The organism is Xanthomonas massiliensis (assembly GCF_900018785.1).
Lineage (GTDB): Bacteria > Pseudomonadota > Gammaproteobacteria > Xanthomonadales > Xanthomonadaceae > Xanthomonas_B > Xanthomonas_B massiliensis.
On the sequence record NZ_FCOY01000006.1, the window covers coordinates 803,116 to 822,323 of the forward strand.

Sequence of the window (19,208 nt, forward strand, 5' to 3'; positions counted from 1 at the left end):
AAATGCACCGCTTCCCCACATTCGGGTACGCCGATGCTGCGCATTCTGGCTGAAGCACTGACCTACGACGACGTCTCGCTCGTCCCCGCGCATTCCACCGTCCTGCCCAAGGACGTCGACCTCCGAACGCGCCTCACCCGCGACCTGCACCTGAAGCTACCCATCGTGTCGGCGGCCATGGATACCGTGACCGAATCGCGGCTGGCCATCGCCATGGCCCAGCTCGGCGGCATCGGCATCATCCACAAGAACATGACCGTGGAGCAGCAGGCCGCGCAGGTGGCCAAGGTCAAGAAGTTCGAGTCCGGCGTGATCCGCGACCCGTTCACCGTGACTCCCGAGACCACCATCCGCGACGTGCTGGCGCTGACCCGCGCGCACAACATCTCCGGCGTGCCGGTGGTGGACACCAATGGCCAGCTGGCCGGCATCGTCACCCACCGCGACATGCGCTTCGAGACCGAGCTGGACGATCCGGTCCGCCACATCATGACCAAGAAGGACCGGCTGGTCACGGTGAAGGAGGGGGCCGCCTCGGAGGAAGTGATCAAGCTGCTGCACACCAACCGCATCGAGAAGGTGCTGGTGGTCAACGACGACTTCCAGCTGCGCGGGCTGATCACCGTCAAGGACATCCAGAAGAAGTCCGACAACCCCAACGCCGCCAAGGACGCCTCGACCCGGTTGATGGTCGGTGCCGCGGTCGGCGTGGGCGGCGAGACCGAGCAGCGCGTGGAGGCCCTGGTGGCCGCCGGCGTGGACGTGATCATCGTCGATACCGCCCACGGCCATTCGCAGGGCGTGATCGACCGCGTGGCCTGGGTCAAGAAGACCTACCCGCAGGTGCAGGTGATCGGCGGCAACATCGTCACCGGCGATGCCGCGCTGGCATTGATGGATGCCGGCGCCGACGCGGTGAAGGTCGGTGTCGGTCCCGGTTCCATCTGCACCACGCGCGTGGTCGCCGGCGTCGGCGTGCCGCAGGTGACGGCAGTGAGCATGGTCGCCGACGCGCTGCAGGACCGCATTCCGCTGATCGCCGACGGCGGCATCCGCTATTCGGGCGACATCGGCAAGGCGCTGGCGGCCGGCGCGTCCACGGTGATGATCGGCGGCCTGTTCGCCGGTACCGAGGAATCGCCCGGCGAGACCGAGCTGTTCCAAGGACGCAGCTACAAGAGCTATCGCGGCATGGGTTCGCTGGCGGCGATGGAGAAGGGGTCCAAGGACCGCTATTTCCAGGATGCCAGCGATGCCGACAAGCTGGTGCCGGAGGGCATCGAGGGGCGCGTGCCGTATCGCGGCCCGGTCGGCGGCATCGTCCACCAGCTGATCGGCGGCCTGCGCGCGACCATGGGCTACGTGGGCTGCGGCACGATCGAAGAGATGCGCAGCAAGCCGCAGTTCGTCAAGATCACCGGCGCCGGCCAGCGCGAGAGCCACGTCCACGACGTGCAGATCACCAAGGAACCGCCGAACTACCGGATGGGTTGATCCGGCCATGGGGGAGGGAAGCGGTGACGCTTCCCTCTTCTCGTAGCGGGCCTCCGGGACCTGCGATCCGCCGTCGAGCCACTGCGAACTGGGTTAAGCGCGCCATGCCGGACACAACCACTCTGCTGGGGTTCTCGCTGATCGCCCTGGGCCTGGTGCTCACGCCCGGTCCCCACATGCTCCATCTCGTCTCGCGCTCGATCTGCCAGGGCAGGACGGCGGGGGGGATCTCGCTCGGCGGCGTCACTCTCGGTTTCGTCTTCTACATGCTCTGCGCGGCCTTCGGCATCACCGCACTCCTGATGGCGGTTCCCCATGCCTACGATGCGCTGCGCATCGGCGGCGCTGCCTACCTGCTCTGGCTGGCATGGCAGGCCATCCGGCCCGGCGGCCGCTCGCCATTCCAGGTGCGGGCGCTGCCCGTCGACCGCCCGCACAAGCTGTTGGCGATGGGCCTGGTGACCAACCTGCTCAACCCCAGGATCGCGGTGATGTATTTGTCCCTGCTCCTCCAGTTCGTCGACCTGCATCGTGGCAGCGTGCCGGCGCAATCGCGGGTGCTCGGGACCACGCAGATCCTGATAAGCATCGGCGTTGTTAATGCCGCGATCGCCGTCACCGCCGGCGGCATCGTCGCGTTCCTGGCCGCGCCCGGCATGATGGCCGCCCGGCGCTGGCTGATGGGCACCGTGCTGGCAGGCTTGGCCGTCCGCATGGCGACCGAAGCGCGCCGTTGATTCCGCTCCCAATTGACCCATGGTTGAACCGATCCAATGACCGATCTGCACAGTGACAAGATCCTCATCCTCGACTTCGGCGCGCAGTACACCCAGCTGATCGCCCGGCGCATCCGCGAGATCGGCGTGTACTGCGAGATCTGGGCCTGGGACCACGATCCGGCCGAGATCGCCGCCTTCGGTGCCAGGGGCATCATCCTCTCCGGTGGCCCGGAATCGACCACCCAGCCCGATGCCCCGGCCGCACCGCGGCAGGTGTTCGACAGCGGCCTGCCGATCCTGGGCATCTGCTACGGCATGCAGACCCTGGCCGCGCAACTGGGCGGCGCCACCGAGGCGGCCGACCAGCGCGAGTTCGGCCATGCCGTGGTCGAGGTGATCGCCCCGGATGCACTGCTGGGTGGATTGTCCGACCACGAGGGGCAGCCGCGCCTGGACGTGTGGATGAGCCACGGCGACCATGTCGCGAAGGTGCCGCCGGGATTCGTCGTCACCGCCAACACCGACCGCATTCCGGTGGCGGCGATGGCCAACCCGGACAAGCACTGGTACGGCGTGCAGTTCCACCCGGAAGTCACCCACACCCGGCAGGGCGAGGCGCTGCTGCGCCGCTTCGTGGTGGACATCTGCGGCTGCAAGACCCTGTGGACCGCCGACAACATCATCGAGGACCAGATCGCCCGCGTGCGCGAGCAGATCGGCAGCGACGAGGTGATCCTCGGCCTGTCCGGCGGCGTGGATTCCTCGGTGGTGGCCGCGTTGCTGCACCGGGCCATCGGCACGCAGCTGACCTGCGTGTTCGTCGATACCGGCCTGCTGCGCTGGCAGGAAGGCGACCAGGTGATGGCCACGATGGCCGAGCACATGGGCGTCAAGGTGATCCGGGTCAACGCCGCCGACCGCTATTTCAAGGCACTGCAAGGCGTGACCGACCCGGAAGCCAAGCGCAAGATCATCGGCAACCTGTTCGTGGAGATCTTCGACGAGGAATCGGCCAAGCTGGAGAACGCCCGCTGGCTGGCACAGGGCACGATCTACCCGGACGTGATCGAATCGGCCGGCAGCAAGACCGGCAAGGCGCACGTCATCAAGAGCCACCACAACGTCGGCGGCCTGCCGGCGCACATGAAGCTCAAACTGGTGGAACCGCTGCGCGAGCTGTTCAAGGACGAGGTGCGCCGCCTCGGCGTGGCCCTGGGACTGCCGCGCGAGATGGTCTACCGCCACCCGTTCCCCGGTCCGGGCCTGGGCGTGCGCATCCTCGGTGAGGTCAAGCGCGAATACGCCGAACTGCTGGCCCGCGCCGATGCCATCTTCATCGACGAGCTGCGCAAGTCCGGCTGGTACGACCGGACCAGCCAGGCCTTTGCGGTGTTCCTGCCGGTCAAGTCGGTGGGCGTGGTCGGCGATGCCCGCGCCTACGAATGGGTGATCGCCCTGCGCGCGGTGGAGACGATCGACTTCATGACGGCGCATTGGTCGCAGCTGCCGTACGAACTGCTCGGCACCGTGTCCAACCGCATCATCAACGAACTGCGCGGCGTCTCGCGGGTGGTCTACGACATCTCCGGCAAGCCGCCGGCGACGATCGAGTGGGAATGACGGAACGTCTTTCGGGGGCTATCGCCAGGTATCGATGGAAGTGACATAACTTGTTGATTTTAAAAGTATAAGTCATGTTTTCTATCGGTGACTATCGCCGGCCAGCAGAACGGGTCGGCGACAGAACTGACGGTAAGCCCCCGGAGGTCGGATCCAGACCTTCCTGTTTACTATTGAGACCGAACCGGTCTTTGACGGTAAAAAACTCCTGAGGAAAGCTTATTTCATGCGGCTTTCCGAGCATCAACGGGTCTCCAGGTCCCTGACGGTAAAAGCCGTCACGAACAGGAGGAACACCCTCAATGCTCACCGACACAGCACTACGCAATCTCAAGCCTAAGTCCAAGATTTATAAGGTTTTTGACCGCGATGGCATGTACGTGGCGGTATCGACCGCCGGTACCATCACCTTCCGCTACGACTACCGTCTCAACGGGCGCCGCGAGACGCTCACGCTCGGACGGTACGGGCCGGCCGGCATGTCGCTGGCCATGGCCCGAGAACGGCTGCTCGATGCCAAGCGGTCGGTTGCTCAAGGCGATTCCCCGGCGCTAGAGAAACAGCGGGCCAAACGGCGGCTGACGGCCGCCAGGACCTTCGGCGAGATGACGGAACGCTGGCTGGCCGATGCCCGCATGGCCGACAGCACCCGGGCGATGCGCAAGCACATCATCGACCGCGACATCCTGCCGGTCTTCCAGAATCGCAAGCTGAGGGAAGTCACCCCCGACGACCTGCGGGCGCTGTGCAACAAGGTGAAGGCGCGCGGCGCACCGGCCACGGCGATCCACGTCCGCGACATCGTGAAGCAGGTCTATGCCTTCGCCATCCTGCACGGCGAACGGCTCGCCAACCCGGCCGACGACGTGAAGGCGGCCTCAATCGCGACCTTCGTTCCCAAGGACCGGGCGCTCTCGCCCGCCGAGATCCGGCTGGCCTTCCATCAACTGGAGACCATCGCGTCCTATCCGACCATCCGGTTGGCCTTGCGGCTGATCCTGCTGACGATGGTGCGCAAGAGCGAACTGGTCGAGGCGACCTGGAACGAAGTGGATTTCGAGAACGCCACCTGGACGATCCCCAAGGTGCGGATGAAGGGGCGCAAGCCGCATGTGGTCTACCTGTCGCGGCAGGCGATGGACATCTTCGTGGCTCTGCACACCTGCGCAGCGGGCTCGCGATTCGTGCTGCCGTCCCGCTATGACCCCGATCGCTGCATGTCGCATGCAACGCTCAACCGGGTGACGCAACTCATTGGCTCCCGCGCGAAGGAAGCCAGGTTGCCGTTGGAGCCATTCACGGTGCATGACCTGCGCCGCACCGCGTCCACGCTGCTCAACGAGGTGGGCTTCAATGGGGACTGGATCGAGAAGTGCCTGGCGCACGAAGAAGGCAGCCGGACTTCGCGGTCGGTCTACAACAAGGCCGAGTACGCCGGGCCGCGGCGGCACATGCTCCAGGAGTGGGCCGACATGGTGGAGGCATGGATCGATGGGCGCACGCATGTGCCGAAGCTGGTGCCGGAGGACGCGTCGGTCCCAGTGCTCAGCCCGGCTTTGTGAGGGAGGAGCGCATGATGACCTTAACTGGAACCCCTTTTGGTGGGCAGACCGGGGTTTGCATTTGTCCGAAAAAGATCACTCTGGATGATCTTTTTACTGAAGTTTCAAACTCATGGTCCTTGGCGAAGGTTTATAAAACTGATAATTTGAGCACTATGGATGCTCAAAATTCAGGAAAACTGAACCGATTGCTGGCCGAACTGGGCGATACGCGCCTGGTGTCCAGCCGCTGGCTGCGCGCGCATGACTACTCCAACAGCCTGGTCGCGCGCTATGTCGGCAGCGGCTGGCTGGTGTCGCCGGCGCGTGGCGTCTACATGCGCGCGGGCGGGCGGCTGCAATGGGATGGGGTGGTCCGCAGCCTGCAGGTCGGGGAGGGCGTTCCGCTGCATGTTGGGGGACGCTTTGCTCTGGCTCTGCAAGGGCACGAGCACTACTTGCGACTGGGCGATGCCGGGACGATCACGCTTTACGGGCCGGTGCCGCCGCCGGGCTGGGTCGACAAGCTGCCCATGGAGCAGCGCTTCGAGTACCAAGGCAAGGGGCCGTTCGATCTGCCGGCCGTGTCCTTCACTGCGGAAGTCTTCGAGACGGCGCTATCCAAGGTGGGTCTGGCCTTGCACTCTGCTGCGCCTGGTGTCGATGCCCTGGTGTGCTCGACGCCTGAGCGGGCCATGCTGGAACTGTGCGACGGCGTATCGGATGCCGCTGGGGTCTATGAGGCCGATGCGCTTATGCAGGCCATGACCACGCTGCGCCCGCAGCGGGTCGGCCTGCTGCTGCGCCACTGCCGCAGCATCAAGGCCAAGCGGCTGTTCCTGGCGCTGGCCGATCGCCATCGGCATGCGTGGCTGGCGCATGTGCCGTTGGATGGCGTCGATCTGGGCCGGGGCAAGCGTGCGCTGGTGCCCGGCGGGCGCCTGCATCCGACCTACCAGATCACCTTGCCAGGAGACCTCGATGAGCACCTTGCTTGATCGATGGGATCGGCGCTACACGGACCGTGTGCGGCTGCTGGTGGAAATCTTGCCGGTGCTGGCCCAGGAGCCGCGCTTCGCGCTCAAGGGCGGTACCGCCATCAACCTGTTCGAGCATGACCTGCCGCGTCTGTCGGTGGACATCGACCTGGCCTGGCTGCCGGTGCACGACTATGCCGAGGATGCGAAGCTGATCGCTGAAGCGCTCGGGCAACTGGCCGACGTGATGCGCGCCCGGCCTCTGCAATTGCAGGTGCAAGCTTCAGCGGGCGAAGGCGGGGCGGTCACCCGGCTGGTAGCCAGTCGCGGCCGAGCGCGTGTGCAGATTGAGACGACGCCGGTGATGCGCGGGACGGTGCATCCGGTGCGGGCCATGGTCGTGCGCCCGAAGGTGGAGGAGGCGTTCGGCTTCGCCGAAGTGCAGGTACTGGATTTCGCCGACCTGTATGCCGGAAAGCTGGCAGCGGCATTGTCGCGGCAGCATCCGCGCGATCTGTTCGACGTGGGCTTGCTGCTGGAGGATGAGCGGGCGGATGCAGGTCTTTGGCGGACCTTTCTCGTGTACCTGACGTGCAGTCCTAAGCCAGCATGGGAAATGCTGGCGCCGCGCGTACCTGCGGATTTCGAGGCCACCTTCGACGCTCACTTCAAGGGCATGACGTCTGAGCCCATTGAAGCGGCGGCCTTGCTGGAGAGCCGCGAACGTCTGTTGGCGCGCGTGGCCCATTGGCTGGACGAGCCGTCGTGCGCCTTTCTGCAATCGGTCGAGGATGAGCAGCCGGATTTCGGGTTGATCGGCCTTGCCCATGCGGCCGATCTGCCCGGGGTGCGGCGCAAGCTGCACAACCTGGCACAGCGCACGGCCGCCAAACGCGCTGCGGATCGTGGTCAGTTGGCGGACGTGCTGGCGCGGATCAAGGTGCGATGACGTGACGGCAATACAAGCGAATGGAACGATCGCGATGGTTCACGATTTCACACTGGTCTATGCGCTGAATCCTGAGCTGGATGCGCAGGATGAGGTGCTGCGCCGGCTGGCCGGCAGCGACTGTGCCGACGCCACGGTGGGCTGGGGTCGGCTTCGGCATGTCGCGCTGGCCTTCAGCCGGGAGGCGCAGGACCGCGATGCGGCGGTCACGCTTACCGCGGCTCAGATGGCACGAGTGCTGCCAGGGGCAGAACTGGGAAGGGTGGATGCCGGGTAGTCGCCGTGGACGCCAGATGGCGGTTTCATCGAACAGGGCGGTGCCGACGCAGCCTCACGTCCGGGCCGGGCGATATATCGGTCTCTGCTGATCGCGAGGCTTGCTTGCGGCCTTCTATCCAGGCTTCGACTTCTTCCAGATCCCAGACCACGCAGCGCGGCGTCAGCCGGAAGCGCCGGGGAAACTCGCCGCGCTGCTCCATTTCGTAGATGGTGGTTTCCGCCAAGGGCACGATCTGATGCAGTTCGCGGCGGCGGATCGTGCGGCGAAAGGGGAGCGGTGATCCCTTCGCGAACTGTGGAAGCTCGGCGTATCGCTCGGCGCCAGGGTGGGGCAGGGAGGCAGCGGGTTGTGCAGAGGTCCTGAGCGGTTCCGAGTCGGCAGTCATCGTCCAGATTCCATGTGTTCGCAATGAACGTCATGGTGGCTATCGCTGGCGATCGCGACAACTTGCTGGAGCAAGGTCAAGCGTAGGAAAGGAGCCTCCCGGCGTTCCGCCGTCGGGCTCGCGGGCTTTCGCCCCGCGCCTCTGCGAGTCGCGTCCATCCGGCTTTGATCCCTTGTATCTTCCATTCCACGTGATCGGAGTGCCGTTTACGCCCGGTGCCGATTGGCACCGGTGATTGGCCGCAGCATGTAGCTCGTTATCCCTCGGTGCTTCCAAGCCCGTGCGTCAGTCCTGAGCGCATGTCTGCGACTGGTCTCTGCAAGCCCGAACAGTTGCAGGAACCACATTCGCATTTGCAAGGATGGGACATAGAGATCATGGCCAATGGAATAGTCGTCGGTATCGATATCTCGAAGAACACACTCGATGTAGCCATTGGGAGGGATGGCGCAACCACCGTTTTCAGTAACGACCGAGAGGGCCACCAGGCCCTGGTGGCAGTGCTGAGGAGACAACCAATTTCACTCGTCGTCATGGAGGCCACTGGCCGCTACCAATTTGCCTGTGCCTGCGCCCTGCAAGCCGCAGGATTCCGGGTGGCGGTAGTCAATCCCAGACAGGCGCGAGATTTCGCGAAGGCGATGGGCAGGCTGGCAAAGACGGATCGCGTTGACGCGCTGATGCTGGCAGAGCTGGCCGAAGTGATCGACAAACGCCCAGACCGGGATCGCTTCACCAAGCCGATGGCAGATGAGACGCAGCAGCGCCTGCATGCGTTGGTGACCCGCCGGAGGCAGCTTGTCCGCTTGCAAGTCAGTGAACGTCAGCGCAAGTACGCCTCTCACTCGGATGTGCAGCCTGGGATCATCGAACTGATGAACATCCTGAAGCGCCAGGTTCAGGACATCGATGCGAGCATCGCAGCGCATCTCGCCAAATATCAAGCCAGTCTGACGAAGCTCTTGCAGAGCGTCAAAGGCGTTGGGCCGGCGACTACGGCTGCGCTGATCTCCGAGCTTCCAGAATTGGGGCAGCTCAAGGCCAAGTAGATCTCCTCACTGGTCGGCGTCGCGCCAATGAATCGGGACTCGGGCCAGTCACGCGGCAAGCGCATGATCTGCGGTGGTCGGGCAACGGTGCGCAGCGCCCTCTACATGGCGGCAATCGTAGCCATGCGGCACAACCCTCTGATCCGAGCCTGCTATGAGCGGCTGGTGGCGGCAGGGAAGCCCAAAAAGGTCGCCATCGTGGCTTGCATGCGCAAGCTGCTGATCATTCTGAATGCCATGGTGAGAACTGGCATGCCGTGGAAAGAAAAGGCGGCAACTGCCCAGGACGATGCGGAGGCTGACATCGTGCCACCACGCGGCCGGGGGGCTCGGTCGTTCATCGCCTGTACGCGACCCAGCCCTTGAAAGTGAATGCGCAATAAAACAACTCGATGTGCGTGAATCCGGCCTCGCTGAGCAGATCAGTGTCTTGCTCCGGCGAGAGCACGGGGAGTCGCCCTTTGAGCGCCAGAATGTTCTCGGCCTGCGCCGAAGGCATTCCGGAGGCGACCGCGTAAGCGGCGTTGCGCTGGAGCCACTTGTCCTGGTCCGGACCTTCGTTGGGGAAGCTGTGATGGATAACAACCAGAGGAGCGCCGGACCTGAGTCGCACGTGCATCTGCTTCAAGGTCTCCAGGCGTTCGGCCCGCGGAAGAAAGTGCAGCGTCAGAAGGCAGGTCGCGCCGTCGAACGGTCCCATGGGAGCCGTGTCGATATAGCCTTCGTGCAAGCGCGCACGGGATGCGAGAGGTCCCAGGGTCGGTGGGCCAACTGGAGCATTTCGGCCGACGGATCCACGCCATCGAAGCGCCAACCCGGTTGCATCTCGGCGAGGCCCTTCAACTCAAGCCCACCGCCGGCACCCAGCACCAGGATGCGCGCATCGGTCGGCACACGCTCGGCCAGCAGCGCGCCGGCCATCTTCGGCAAGTCCCGCAGGCCGGGCACCATTCGCGCGGCGTTCTCAGCATAGCTAGAAACGATGGTCGTGCCGGAAAACGGGGTCATGAGGTGGCAGCTTGCTCTTGCAAGGGCTGGACGGTCCCCGGCCAGAGCAGCGAACGGTGCACCTGGGCGCCGGCCATGGCGCCATTGCCCACGGCCAGCGATACTGAATGAGGTACCCGGGTCACATCGCCGCAGGCGAATATCCCGGACACCGAGCTCTTGCTCTCGGCATCGGTGCGCACCTGCAGGCCCATAGGCGTTTCTTCCAGCGCGCAGCCCATCGCTTCAGCAAGGGAATTGGAAGGAGAAGTGCGCGTCGCCGTGAACAGGCCCGCAAAGGGCAACAGCCGTCCGTCGGTCATCGCCACGTCGGCATGCCCGTCGATCCTGTCGATGGGCGCCTCCTCGATCGTCACGCCCCGACGTTCCAGAGTGGCCCTGGCCTCCTGACTCAGTTCCACGGCACCGTTGACGAGCAAGGTCACATCACCCCAATCGGTGAGCAGTTCGGCCTGATGGACGGACAGCGGTCCGGCGCCGATGATGCCGATGCGGCCCTGGCCGAGCTCGTACCCATGGCAGTACGGGCAATGGAAGACCGCCTTGCCCCAGCGCTCGGCGAGTCCTGCAATGGCAGGAAGCTGGTCAGCCACGCCGGTGGCCAGCAGGATGCGGCGGCCTTGGTGCGATACGCCATCGGACGTCGTGACGGTGAATTCGTCCACCTGCCCTGTAACGGCTTTAGCCCGGCCCTCAAGCCAGGAGAGCGTCGGATAGGCTTCGAGCTGGCGGCGCGCGTTCGCCGCGATCTCGCCGGGAGCAACGCCATCCTGGCCGAGAAACCCGTGCGAATGGCCGGCGAAGCGGTTGCGCCGCTCGCCCGCATCGATCACCAGCACAGACCGGCGCGCACGCACCAGTTGCAGGGTGGCGGCCATTCCCGCATAGCTCCCTCCGATGACGATGACGTCGTGGTGCATGGTCAACTCCTCTTGCGTTGTACTGCCGCATGCCGGCGCGCGAAGTCGGCGGCCAGATCGGCAAGGGTGATTTCCGAGAACCGCTTCAGCAGCAGCGCCTCCGCCTCGGCAAACGTGCCTTCGAGCGCGGCATTCACCGATTGCTCGACCAGGCACTCCGGTGTTTCGTTGCGATTGCCTATGGCAAACATGGCCGGCTCGCCCAGCGCCTCGTGCAACTGGCGCAGGGTGACGGCGCCAAGGTCGGCATGGATGCGCCATCCACCCGCGTGGCCTCGATCGGAAGTGACGATGCCCGCTTTTCGCAAATACCCCATGGTGCGCCGGACGACGACGGGATTGGTACCCAAGCATTGAGCCAGGGTTTCAGAAGTGACGGGGCCTTCCTGCTCAGCCATGTGCAGCAGTGCGTGCAGGACGGAAGATAGGCGGCTGTCGCGCTTCATGTAACTAATGATGTTCTGTATGAGATCGAATGTCAAGACAGAACGTAAACGTCGATTGCTGTCGAGCCTTCATGCTTGACATTCAAGACAGTTGCTGACGCCTTCGGCCTGGATCGTTGATCCGGGCCTGCGCGCTGCGCTTGCCTTCCACTTCTTCGTTGGAGATGGAGGGGCGGTCTTGCTGTTCCCTTTACCGTATCACGGCGTTCTCGCCGTCAATGACTGCGCGTGCTCGCACGCTTGCGGCCGGTTGGCCGTCTTCGATCCCTGACTGCTTGCGCTGCGCCGTGCTGGCCACGGTTCCGGGCAATTCCGCCCGAGCAACCGGAGCACGATCATGTCGCAACTGTCCTTTTCCTCGTTCGATTCGCTGCTGCATGTGCGCGACACTCAAGGCCGCTATCGGCTGGCTTCTGTCGAACAGATCCTTGAAGCGGCACGCGAGGCCATTGACCAGAAGATGCAGCGCGGAGCCGAGTTCAGTTCTCCAGCCGTCGTGAAGGATTACCTGCACGCCAAGCTGGCCGGCTTCGAGCATGAGGTGTTCGCCGTTCTGTTCCTCGACACCCAGCATCGCTTGATCGAGTACACCGAGATGTTCCGCGGCACCATCGACAGCGCATCCGTGCATCCGCGCGAAGTCGTCAAGGAGGCGCTGCGGGCCAATGCGGCGGCAGTGATCCTGGCACACAACCACCCCAGCGGACATCCAGAGCCCAGCGCTGCGGACAGGGCGCTGACGCGGCAGCTCAAGGCAGCGTTGGAGCTGATCGACGTACGTACGCTGGACCACATCATCGTCGCTGGCGTTGCCAGTACATCGTTTGCGGAGCGAGGTTTGCTCTGACCTTGGGGCTTCGGCCCCTTTTTGCTGCGCTCAGAGTTGTCTCTTGGATTTATCCGGGCTCTGGCAGTCCCATTTTCAAACGGTAGTGGTCAGGATGACCTGCGGCTTTGAAAACGGCTTCCAGCTTTCCGAGGTAGTAGGCAATATCGAACTGTCCCCAGTCGATGTGGGCAATGTTGGTTTCGTCCCTATGTGATCCTCGATTCAAGAACCGCTCCAATGGGCGGAAGGCGCCATCTTCCAGAGACAGCTGCTTCAGGACTTCTTCAAATTGCTTTGTGTTGCCTGTGAACGCAAAAAAGTTTTCCAGGATGCACCGCATGGTATTGGGCACCACCTGGATACGAGCCGATCCTTCTTTGGCATCCTGCATGACATGCCAGAGCGCGTCGTAGTCGTTAGCAAAGTCTCGGGCATCCATCGGCACCACTCGACTGTGCTCACTCTTGACCACACGTAGCAACTGGCATTTTTCGCCCGCCTTGGCCAGCTTGCTGCCAGCTATCTGATAGACCAGTTCGTGCAGGAAGAAGAGGTTGTGAGTCAGAACGATGACTTGTCGTACTTTCTGCCCTCCAGGAGGTTTGATGAGTTCGTGACAGATCATCGACGCGATGTCGTAGACGAAATTGTGGGAAAGGCTGGAGATCGGGTCGTAAGCTTCCCCGTCAAGCAGACATTTCAAAAGTAGAACCTTCGGCGGCTTGACGGTACTCGACCGGCGTCATGTCGCCGAGCGAGTCATGGGGACGCTCCTCGTTGTACTCGAGCATCCACCAGTACGCCGCCTCGCGTACGTCGTCGAGGCGGGTGAACAGGTGCTGGTCCAGGACCTCCTCGCGGAAGGTCCGGTTGAAGCGTTCGATGTAGGCGTTCTGGTTGGGCTTGCCGGGCTGGATGTACCGGATGGCCATGCCGTTGAGCTTGGCCCACTGCACGAAGGTCTCGCCCAGGAACTCCGGGCCGTTGTCGGTGCGCAGGACCTGCGGCAAGCCGTGGTCACGCTTGAGCTGCTCAAAAATGCGGATCAGACGCGTGGACGAGATCGAGGTGTCGACCTCGATGTGCAGCGCCTCGCGGTTGAAGTCGTCGACTACGTTGAAGGTCCGGAAGCGACGGCCACAGGCCAGCGCATCGGCCATGAAGTCGGCCGACCAGACGGTGTCTGGCAGGCGCGGGACGTACAGCGGCACGCGTTCGCGCTTGGGCAGCCGCTGCTTGGCCTTGCGACGGAGGTTGAGTTCCATGGCCTTGTACACCCGGTAGATTCGCTTGTGGTTCCAGTCCGGCCGAGCACGGCGCAGGACCTTGCAGCACTTCCAGAAGCCGCGCGTCGGACGACTCTCGACTTGCCCGGCCAGTGCCGCGATGATCTCGGCGTCGCGCACGGTCCAATGCAGCGGCGGTTGATACCAGGCCGCACGCGACAACCCGACGCAATCACAGGACCGGCTCAGGGGCCGCGCGTGCACCTCGACCAGGTACCGCACGGCCTCGCGCTTCTGCTCCGGCCCTACAGTTTTTTTGCGATCAGGTCCTTCATCGCCGCGTTGTCGAGCGCCAGCTCGGCGTACATCCGCTTGAGCCTGGCGTTCTCGGCTTCCAGGTCCTTGACCCGCCGCAGCTCCGAGGCCTCCAGGCCCCCGTACTTCGATTTCCATTTGTAGTAGGTCGGCACGCTGATGCCGGCCTGCCGGCAGATGTCCTTGACCGGCACGCCGGCGTCGGCCTGCTTGAGGATCGAGACGATCTGGGTCTCGGTGAAACGGGACTTCTTCATGGAACCTCCTGGCTGGGGAAACATGCCAGAAAGTTCTACTTATGGGGTGTCTGCGGATCGGGGAAGCTTACGCGGTCATCGATCACCACGATCGTCTTGCCGAGATCGACCGCGGCCCCCTGTTCCTTCGACCCTTTGAGGAGTTCGATGAAGTACAGAAAGGAAATCAGCGTTTTCTCTCCTTCACTCAGCGATTGAGCGCTGCTCTCGCCATGCGCAGGACGCTCCAAGCAATACAGGCTGCCTTCGCCTGGCTTGCGAGCGATCGAGAATGAGCCGATGCCCAACCCCTTGAGTCGCTCGTTTATGGCGGCCACCGAGGCGTCCACGCCTTCCTGCTTCTTGCGAAGTTCGGTCAGAGACCCAACATGGCCGGCCTCTAGCGTTCCTGCGTTGCTGTCAGCAGCCCTTGTTTCCTCCAATTGCTGCTTGAGCGGAGCAATTCGGGCGTCATAGGCACGATAGACCTCGATCCGATCTCTGCACATGTATTTCCAGAATGCTGCTCGGATTGATGTGCGCTCCGCGGCCTTGTTCTGAATTCGCTGATTGAACGTGCCAATGCGGGAGTTGAGCGTGGACAGGGAGACCTGCAGTGGTTGCATGTCGATGAGCGCAATCTCCACCGGCTCCGATGGGGTGGCCTGCTTCAACCGCATCGTGGCCACGTTCGCCTTCAGAAGGGCGTGCGTTGCCTCCCAAGTCGCCTTCAGGTCGGTTTCTTCAGATAGCGGTTCTGACAGAGCTATTTCTACAGCAGGCTGCAGCGTCTGGATGGCGGCCTCGTAAGCGACGATGCGCGCATCGATAAGGTCGATTTTCTGTTGACGGTCTCCGTCCAGGAGCTTGGCCAAGTCGTCCAGAAATCCGTGGGGCAGTCCCTGCTGGCAAAACGGGCACTGATCTTCGTGCGCGAATGCACGACCCTTGCTCACCCAGTCGCCGTTGCCTAGCTTCTCAACGAGGGGTGCAAGGCGACTCTCGCCTGATACTTCAATGCGCTCTTGCCATATGGCGTCCTGCTCGATAGCCCGGAATGCGCCCAATGCAAGGTGGTGCGTGCTTTTCGACGTCTCATCCCCTGAAATATCAGCCAAGCGTTTGGCCAAGCTGTCGAGTCCTTCCAGAGTCTCGTCGTCCGGCGTTTCATGCTTGCGCAGATCATCGAAGAACTTCTGTGCGCCGCGGCCATATCCAGTAAGAAAGTTGTCGAACACGCCTTTGTCATGGGCCTTGTAGGTAACCCACACAGAGTCTTTGGCATCGTTCAGCGCGGTTTCGAGTTCTCCGTTGATGCGCCCGATATCTCGTTGCGCGTTCTCACGTAGGCTTCGGACTTCCTGAAGCGAGCGCTCGTGCTCTTCAATCTGCTTCTGTGTATCTGTGTCCAGCTCGCCGATGGTGAAGATGCCGGGCATGCCCTCCGCTTCACCGATCACCGATTGCACGAAATGGTGGTTGTAGACAAGATAACGGAAGGGGCCGCCTAACGTCGTCTCTATCCGGCACGCAGGGAATCCACCACCTCCAAGGCTGCGACCATGAATCACTTCCCCAATCGCCGTTTTCCCGGCGCCGTTAAGGCCATAGAAGAAGACCGGCTTCTGTGTCGTTGTCTCAAGCGCGATATTGACAGGGCTTGTCGGATGAAAGCTCTTGTAGCCTTGGATGACGATGCCTTTGATCATGACTGTCCCCCTCCCATGGGAATCCTGACGGCGCTAACGATCATCATGTCCAACCGGATGCCAAGCTGAGCGTGCTCTTTCCCTTTTTACAGCGCCACCACCGACTTGCTCTTAGCCGTACCAGTCAGTCACGCTGGATTCTGAGCCCCTCAATTTCTTGTCGAACCTGCACCAAAAGCTTATCCAGCTGCTGTGTGCTATCGCCGGCATAGGCCAGCGTCAGCAGCGTGAGCGGATGGACTTCCATCACCTCGCACAGCTCGGCCAACTTGCTGATGGTCGGGCTTTTCAGGTCGCGCTCCAGGGTACTCATGTAGGTACGGCTCGACACGTCGGAGAACGCTTCCTGGCTCAAGCCACGCGCTTTCCTGACCGTCTTCAATGCCTTCGCCAACGAGTACGCTGCCGCCACCTATGGTTTCCTCGCAAAAACCAAGATGACAGCCCATTGCGCCCTATAGGGCTACAATCTATAGTGTTCATTTGGTGATGTTCTACGCTTTCGTGCCTTTACGGAAATCCGCATCTGCGGATGGCGCCAAATCCGGGGAACCGCGTTCGTGTCTTTACTGACTTGCGCCCATGCACGTTCGTGCCTTCGTGCTTCCGCGGATTCGCGGGCTTGCGTATCTGTGGTTTCGTGCGCAAGCGGGGATGCGGTTTGGCGGCTCCGTTCCTTTGAGGAGCGAGGCCGGCCATGAACCCGCTCATCACCGATGAAGAGCGCGCCCGGCTGCTGGCCAACGGCCAGGCCCGCGCCGCCGGTCAGGCCATCGACCCGTTGCCGGTGGTGCGGCTGTTCACCCCGGACGCGCATGTCACCTGGCTGCTGTCCGAACTCGATCCCATCGATGGCGATACCAGTTTCGGGCTGATCGACCTTGGCATCGGGGGGCCTGCGCTAGGGACGGCGAAGCTGTCCGACCTGGCCGGCATCGTCGGGCCGAACAAGCAGCCGGTGATGCGCGATCGCTACTTCCAGGCGACACGGCCGCTGTCGGAGTACGTCCGACTGGCGCAGGAAAACGGCTCGATCACGGACTGATGCAGGCCCGCACTGCGAGGCCACGCGGGGCGCATTGTGACTATGTCAGTCTTACCCAAGACCTGTCCGGTCTGAAACCGCACTCTTGCGCCGAAGCAGCATCACTCTGCTGCAAACAGTCATGGTCTTCGGCGCGGTCTACGGCACGGTGTCCGATGCAGCCCGTCAATTCCTGGCGGTGCAGCCGTCGCATTCAGACGATTTTCGCAATGCACCGGAGCCAATCGGTCTTGACACCAACCACTACAACCTAACCCGATCACGATGACGTTTTGATGTTGAACCGATAGCTCCCGCACCACGAAACCGTGGCGACGTTCCTGCTGACCGTCAGGAGGCATCGTCATGGCCGACCCGAGCGTTGAACACTGGTATCCGACCGCCGCGTATCTCTACGTCTTGCACCTTGATGGGCCCGAGCTGGCCTGGGAATACCTGCGCCGCAACCCCGACTACCGGCGCGACTGGCTGCGCCGTCGCCGCCGGCCGGACGCGGCACACGCCTGGGGCCTGCGCCTGCTGGAAGACCCGGCCTTGGATGCGCGCGACGCGCATCCGGCCTGGTTCCCCGATCACGATGCGGTGGTGCAGCTTTATCCCGATGCCGATCCGCCGCCCGATGCCTACGCCTTCGAGTTCTGGCGCGTCCCCGGCCGCAAGCACCTGATCCACGACGGCAAGCGCCTGGTGCTGGTGTCGCGCTGGCCCGGCTGCTGCATGCGGCTCGCCCTCGGGCCGGGTCTGGAAGACGGCATGGCCTACCTCTACGCCACCCGCGCCTGCGCCACGCCCTGCGCGCGCTATCGCACGCTCGCGGCCGAGCTGGATGCGCTGTCCGCTGCGACCGTCGCCGTGCCTGCGGCGGCGGCCCGCTCCCGTCCCACGCCCGCCGCGCTGATGGAGCTGCACACCTTGCAGGCGCTGGACGCCACCCTGGCGGGCGCGTCCCTGCGCGAGGTGGCCGAAGGGCTGTTCGGTGCCGACGCCGTCGCGGCCGATTGGCACGCCGACAGCGCCTTGCGCGCCCGCGTGCGCCGTCTGGTGCGCCGGGGCGAGGCGCTGATGCGCGGCGGCTATCGCCGCCTGGCGCAGCTTCCGCCGGCTTCGTCGCATTAGGGGGGACGTTTCACGCCCCCCGCAAAACGTCCCTGAACGGGAAGCCCCGCTTTCTTGAGACTGACTCCATCCGGTCGCGCTGTGTGACCGGCCTTTGCCGACCGATGGAGGTTCACACGATGCGACCCGCTCCCTTGCGGCCTGCCGCCGCTGCCGCCGCTGCCGTCGCTGCGCCCGCGCAGCCCCAACGCTACCTGACCAACGACGAGGCCGCCGAATACCTGCGCCTCAGCCCTCGCACGCTGGAGAAACAGCGCGTGATCGGCGGCGGCCCGAAGTTCCGCAAGTTCGGTCGCCGCGTCATGTATGCGGTAGCCGACCTGGATGCCTGGGCGGATGCGCGCAGTTTCGATGCCACGTCCGACCCGGAGTACGCCGAGCGCCATGCGGGTGACTACCGTGATCGCCGCTGATCGTCGGTTCACGGGTGGCGGTCGTCATGTCCAGTCCCGCGCTGCCGTTCCGGCAGCGGCCGGCGCCAGAGCGCGAACAGCTCGACCTGTTCCGCGCCCTGCCGGGCGACATGGCCCCGCGCGACAGCCAGGACTTGATGGCCTATCCGTTCTTCTCGCTCGGCAAGTCCAAGCGGGTCAAGCCCATCGACTTCCGCGTGGGCAACGTCACGATCCGCGTGGAAGGCACGCAGGAGCACGGCATCGCCACGATTTGGGATGCGGACGTGCTGATATGGGCGGCCTCGCAGATCGTGGAAGCGAAGGACGCGGGCCTGCGGCCCTCGCGGCTGATGCGCGCCACGCCCTACGAGATCCTGCGCTTCATCGGGCGCGGCAAGTCGCTGCGCGACTACCAGCGCCTCAAGGCCGCGCTCGACCGGCTGCAATCGACCACCGTGGCCACGTCCATCCGCGAGACGACCGGGCGACGCTTGCACCGCTTTTCGTGGATCAACGAATGGAAGGAACTGGCCGATGCCAGCGGCACGCCATTGGGCATCGAGCTGATCCTGCCGGACTGGTTCTATGCCGGCGTGCTCGACGCCGCCCTGGTGCTGACCATCGACCCGGCGTATTTCCGGCTGACCGGCGGCATCGAGCGGTGGTTGTACCGGCTGGTGCGCAAGCATGGCGGCAAGCAGGAACACGGCTGGCAGTTCGACTTTCGCTACCTGCACCAGAAATCGGGCAGCACCGCGAAGCCCTACGACTTCGCCTGCGACCTGCGCGCGCTGGTCGCACGGCAGTCGCTGCCCGGCTACGTCCTGGGCATCGAGCGGATGCCGGACAACGGCATGGAACTGCTGACGTTCCGGCCCGTGCCGCAGACGGCACGGGGATAACTTCGGGAGAGCCTGTGGATGGAGTCGTGCTATCAGGCGTGCGGGGT

At 63.7% G+C, this 19,208-nt stretch carries 21 protein-coding genes and 1 pseudogene; 13 read left to right on the forward strand and 9 right to left on the reverse strand.

Annotation, left to right across the window (positions count from 1 at the left end; genetic code table 11):
• Positions 1-33: 33 nt before the first annotated feature.
• The 7 genes from guaB to BN3794_RS06680 all read left to right on the forward strand — a co-directional run bounded on the left by guaB (position 34) and on the right by BN3794_RS06680 (position 7,577).
• Positions 34-1,494: an IMP dehydrogenase gene (guaB, locus tag BN3794_RS06650; protein ID WP_066095122.1), complete on the forward strand. Its 1,461-nt coding sequence runs from the start codon at positions 34-36 to the stop codon at positions 1,492-1,494.
• Positions 1,495-1,598: 104 nt separating this feature from the next.
• Entirely contained in the window at positions 1,599-2,231 is a 633-nt protein-coding gene (locus BN3794_RS06655) for a LysE family translocator (RefSeq protein ID WP_066095125.1), read from the forward strand.
• 36 nt (positions 2,232-2,267) lie between these two features.
• On the forward strand, positions 2,268-3,833 hold the full coding sequence (gene guaA / locus BN3794_RS06660) for a glutamine-hydrolyzing GMP synthase (protein WP_066095127.1): 1,566 nt from the start codon (positions 2,268-2,270) through the stop codon (positions 3,831-3,833).
• Between the two features lie 302 nt (positions 3,834-4,135).
• Positions 4,136-5,395 carry a tyrosine-type recombinase/integrase gene (locus BN3794_RS06665; RefSeq protein ID WP_066095130.1) on the forward strand — a complete coding sequence of 420 codons (1,260 nt, stop codon included), beginning with the start codon at positions 4,136-4,138 and terminating at the stop codon, positions 5,393-5,395.
• 155 nt (positions 5,396-5,550) lie between these two features.
• Positions 5,551-6,372 (forward strand): type IV toxin-antitoxin system AbiEi family antitoxin domain-containing protein, encoded by an 822-nt coding sequence (locus BN3794_RS06670; RefSeq protein WP_066095133.1) that lies wholly within the window; start codon positions 5,551-5,553, stop codon positions 6,370-6,372.
• A complete protein-coding gene (locus BN3794_RS06675) occupies positions 6,356-7,300 on the forward strand; it encodes a nucleotidyl transferase AbiEii/AbiGii toxin family protein (RefSeq protein WP_066095136.1) in 945 nt (314 codons plus the stop codon). Before BN3794_RS06670 ends, BN3794_RS06675 begins: the two co-directional genes overlap by 17 nt.
• 34 nt (positions 7,301-7,334) lie before the next feature.
• Positions 7,335-7,577 carry a transcriptional regulator gene (locus tag BN3794_RS06680; RefSeq protein WP_066095138.1) on the forward strand — a complete coding sequence of 81 codons (243 nt, stop codon included), beginning with the start codon at positions 7,335-7,337 and terminating at the stop codon, positions 7,575-7,577.
• A gap of 25 nt (positions 7,578-7,602) precedes the next feature.
• Here the strand turns inward: BN3794_RS06680 and BN3794_RS17010 are convergent, their stop codons facing one another.
• Complete coding sequence (locus tag BN3794_RS17010) at positions 7,603-7,965, reverse strand: helix-turn-helix transcriptional regulator (protein WP_078059625.1); 363 nt, start codon at positions 7,963-7,965, stop codon at positions 7,603-7,605.
• A 377-nt stretch (positions 7,966-8,342) separates the two neighbouring features.
• Here BN3794_RS17010 and BN3794_RS06685 point away from each other — a divergent pair.
• A pseudogene (locus tag BN3794_RS06685) lies at positions 8,343-9,281 on the forward strand (IS110 family transposase); the annotation flags it as partial.
• 70 nt (positions 9,282-9,351) lie between these two features.
• On the opposite strand, the gene BN3794_RS17045 reads toward BN3794_RS06685, so the two are convergent.
• From BN3794_RS17045 to BN3794_RS06700, 4 genes are read right to left on the reverse strand one after another with little or no spacing between them, the layout of a single operon-like run.
• Positions 9,352-9,714, reverse strand: coding sequence for a class I SAM-dependent methyltransferase (locus tag BN3794_RS17045; RefSeq protein ID WP_425476700.1), 363 nt, complete (start codon positions 9,712-9,714; stop codon positions 9,352-9,354).
• Complete coding sequence (locus BN3794_RS17050; protein WP_425476701.1) at positions 9,681-10,022, reverse strand: class I SAM-dependent methyltransferase; 342 nt, start codon at positions 10,020-10,022, stop codon at positions 9,681-9,683. Before BN3794_RS17050 ends, BN3794_RS17045 begins: the two co-directional genes overlap by 34 nt.
• The gene (locus BN3794_RS06695) at positions 10,019-10,942 is read right to left on the reverse strand and encodes an NAD(P)/FAD-dependent oxidoreductase (RefSeq protein ID WP_066095141.1); all 924 of its coding nucleotides are present in this window, start codon (positions 10,940-10,942) and stop codon (positions 10,019-10,021) included. The genes BN3794_RS17050 and BN3794_RS06695 overlap by 4 nt, the downstream gene beginning before the upstream one ends.
• A 2-nt stretch (positions 10,943-10,944) precedes the next feature.
• Positions 10,945-11,388: an Rrf2 family transcriptional regulator gene (locus BN3794_RS06700; RefSeq protein WP_066097101.1), complete on the reverse strand. Its 444-nt coding sequence runs from the start codon at positions 11,386-11,388 to the stop codon at positions 10,945-10,947.
• Positions 11,389-11,725: 337 nt separating this feature from the next.
• On the opposite strand from BN3794_RS06700, the gene radC reads away from it, so the two are divergent.
• Positions 11,726-12,235, forward strand: coding sequence for a RadC family protein (radC, locus tag BN3794_RS06705; protein WP_066095144.1), 510 nt, complete (start codon positions 11,726-11,728; stop codon positions 12,233-12,235).
• A gap of 49 nt (positions 12,236-12,284) precedes the next feature.
• On the opposite strand, the gene BN3794_RS15840 is transcribed toward radC, so the two are convergent.
• The 4 genes from BN3794_RS15840 to BN3794_RS06725 form a co-directional block, all read right to left on the reverse strand.
• On the reverse strand, positions 12,285-12,920 hold the full coding sequence (locus tag BN3794_RS15840) for an AAA family ATPase (protein WP_078059626.1): 636 nt from the start codon (positions 12,918-12,920) through the stop codon (positions 12,285-12,287).
• Positions 12,904-14,015, reverse strand: a protein-coding gene (locus tag BN3794_RS15845) for an IS3 family transposase (protein ID WP_187128042.1) whose coding sequence is annotated in 2 segments (ribosomal slippage) — positions 12,904-13,763 and positions 13,763-14,015 — 1,113 coding nt in all. Because the reading frame shifts where the segments join, the coding sequence is not laid out codon by codon here. Before BN3794_RS15845 ends, BN3794_RS15840 begins: the two co-directional genes overlap by 17 nt.
• Positions 14,016-14,050: 35 nt before the next feature.
• Positions 14,051-15,703: an AAA family ATPase gene (locus BN3794_RS06720; protein ID WP_078059627.1), complete on the reverse strand. Its 1,653-nt coding sequence runs from the start codon at positions 15,701-15,703 to the stop codon at positions 14,051-14,053.
• A gap of 124 nt (positions 15,704-15,827) precedes the next feature.
• Entirely contained in the window at positions 15,828-16,115 is a 288-nt protein-coding gene (locus BN3794_RS06725; RefSeq protein WP_078059628.1) for a helix-turn-helix domain-containing protein, read from the reverse strand.
• Between the two features lie 285 nt (positions 16,116-16,400).
• Between BN3794_RS06725 and BN3794_RS06730 the strand changes: the two genes are divergently transcribed.
• The 4 genes from BN3794_RS06730 to BN3794_RS06745 all read left to right on the forward strand — a co-directional run bounded on the left by BN3794_RS06730 (position 16,401) and on the right by BN3794_RS06745 (position 19,161).
• Entirely contained in the window at positions 16,401-16,748 is a 348-nt protein-coding gene (locus tag BN3794_RS06730; protein ID WP_066095152.1) for a DUF2958 domain-containing protein, read from the forward strand.
• Between the two features lie 345 nt (positions 16,749-17,093).
• Positions 17,094-17,864 (forward strand): DUF2285 domain-containing protein, encoded by a 771-nt coding sequence (locus BN3794_RS06735; protein WP_066095154.1) that lies wholly within the window; start codon positions 17,094-17,096, stop codon positions 17,862-17,864.
• Between the two features lie 119 nt (positions 17,865-17,983).
• Positions 17,984-18,277 carry a helix-turn-helix transcriptional regulator gene (locus BN3794_RS06740; protein ID WP_066095156.1) on the forward strand — a complete coding sequence of 98 codons (294 nt, stop codon included), beginning with the start codon at positions 17,984-17,986 and terminating at the stop codon, positions 18,275-18,277.
• Positions 18,278-18,303: 26 nt separating this feature from the next.
• Positions 18,304-19,161, forward strand: coding sequence for a replication initiator protein A (locus tag BN3794_RS06745; protein WP_066095159.1), 858 nt, complete (start codon positions 18,304-18,306; stop codon positions 19,159-19,161).
• Positions 19,162-19,208 lie beyond the last annotated feature (47 nt).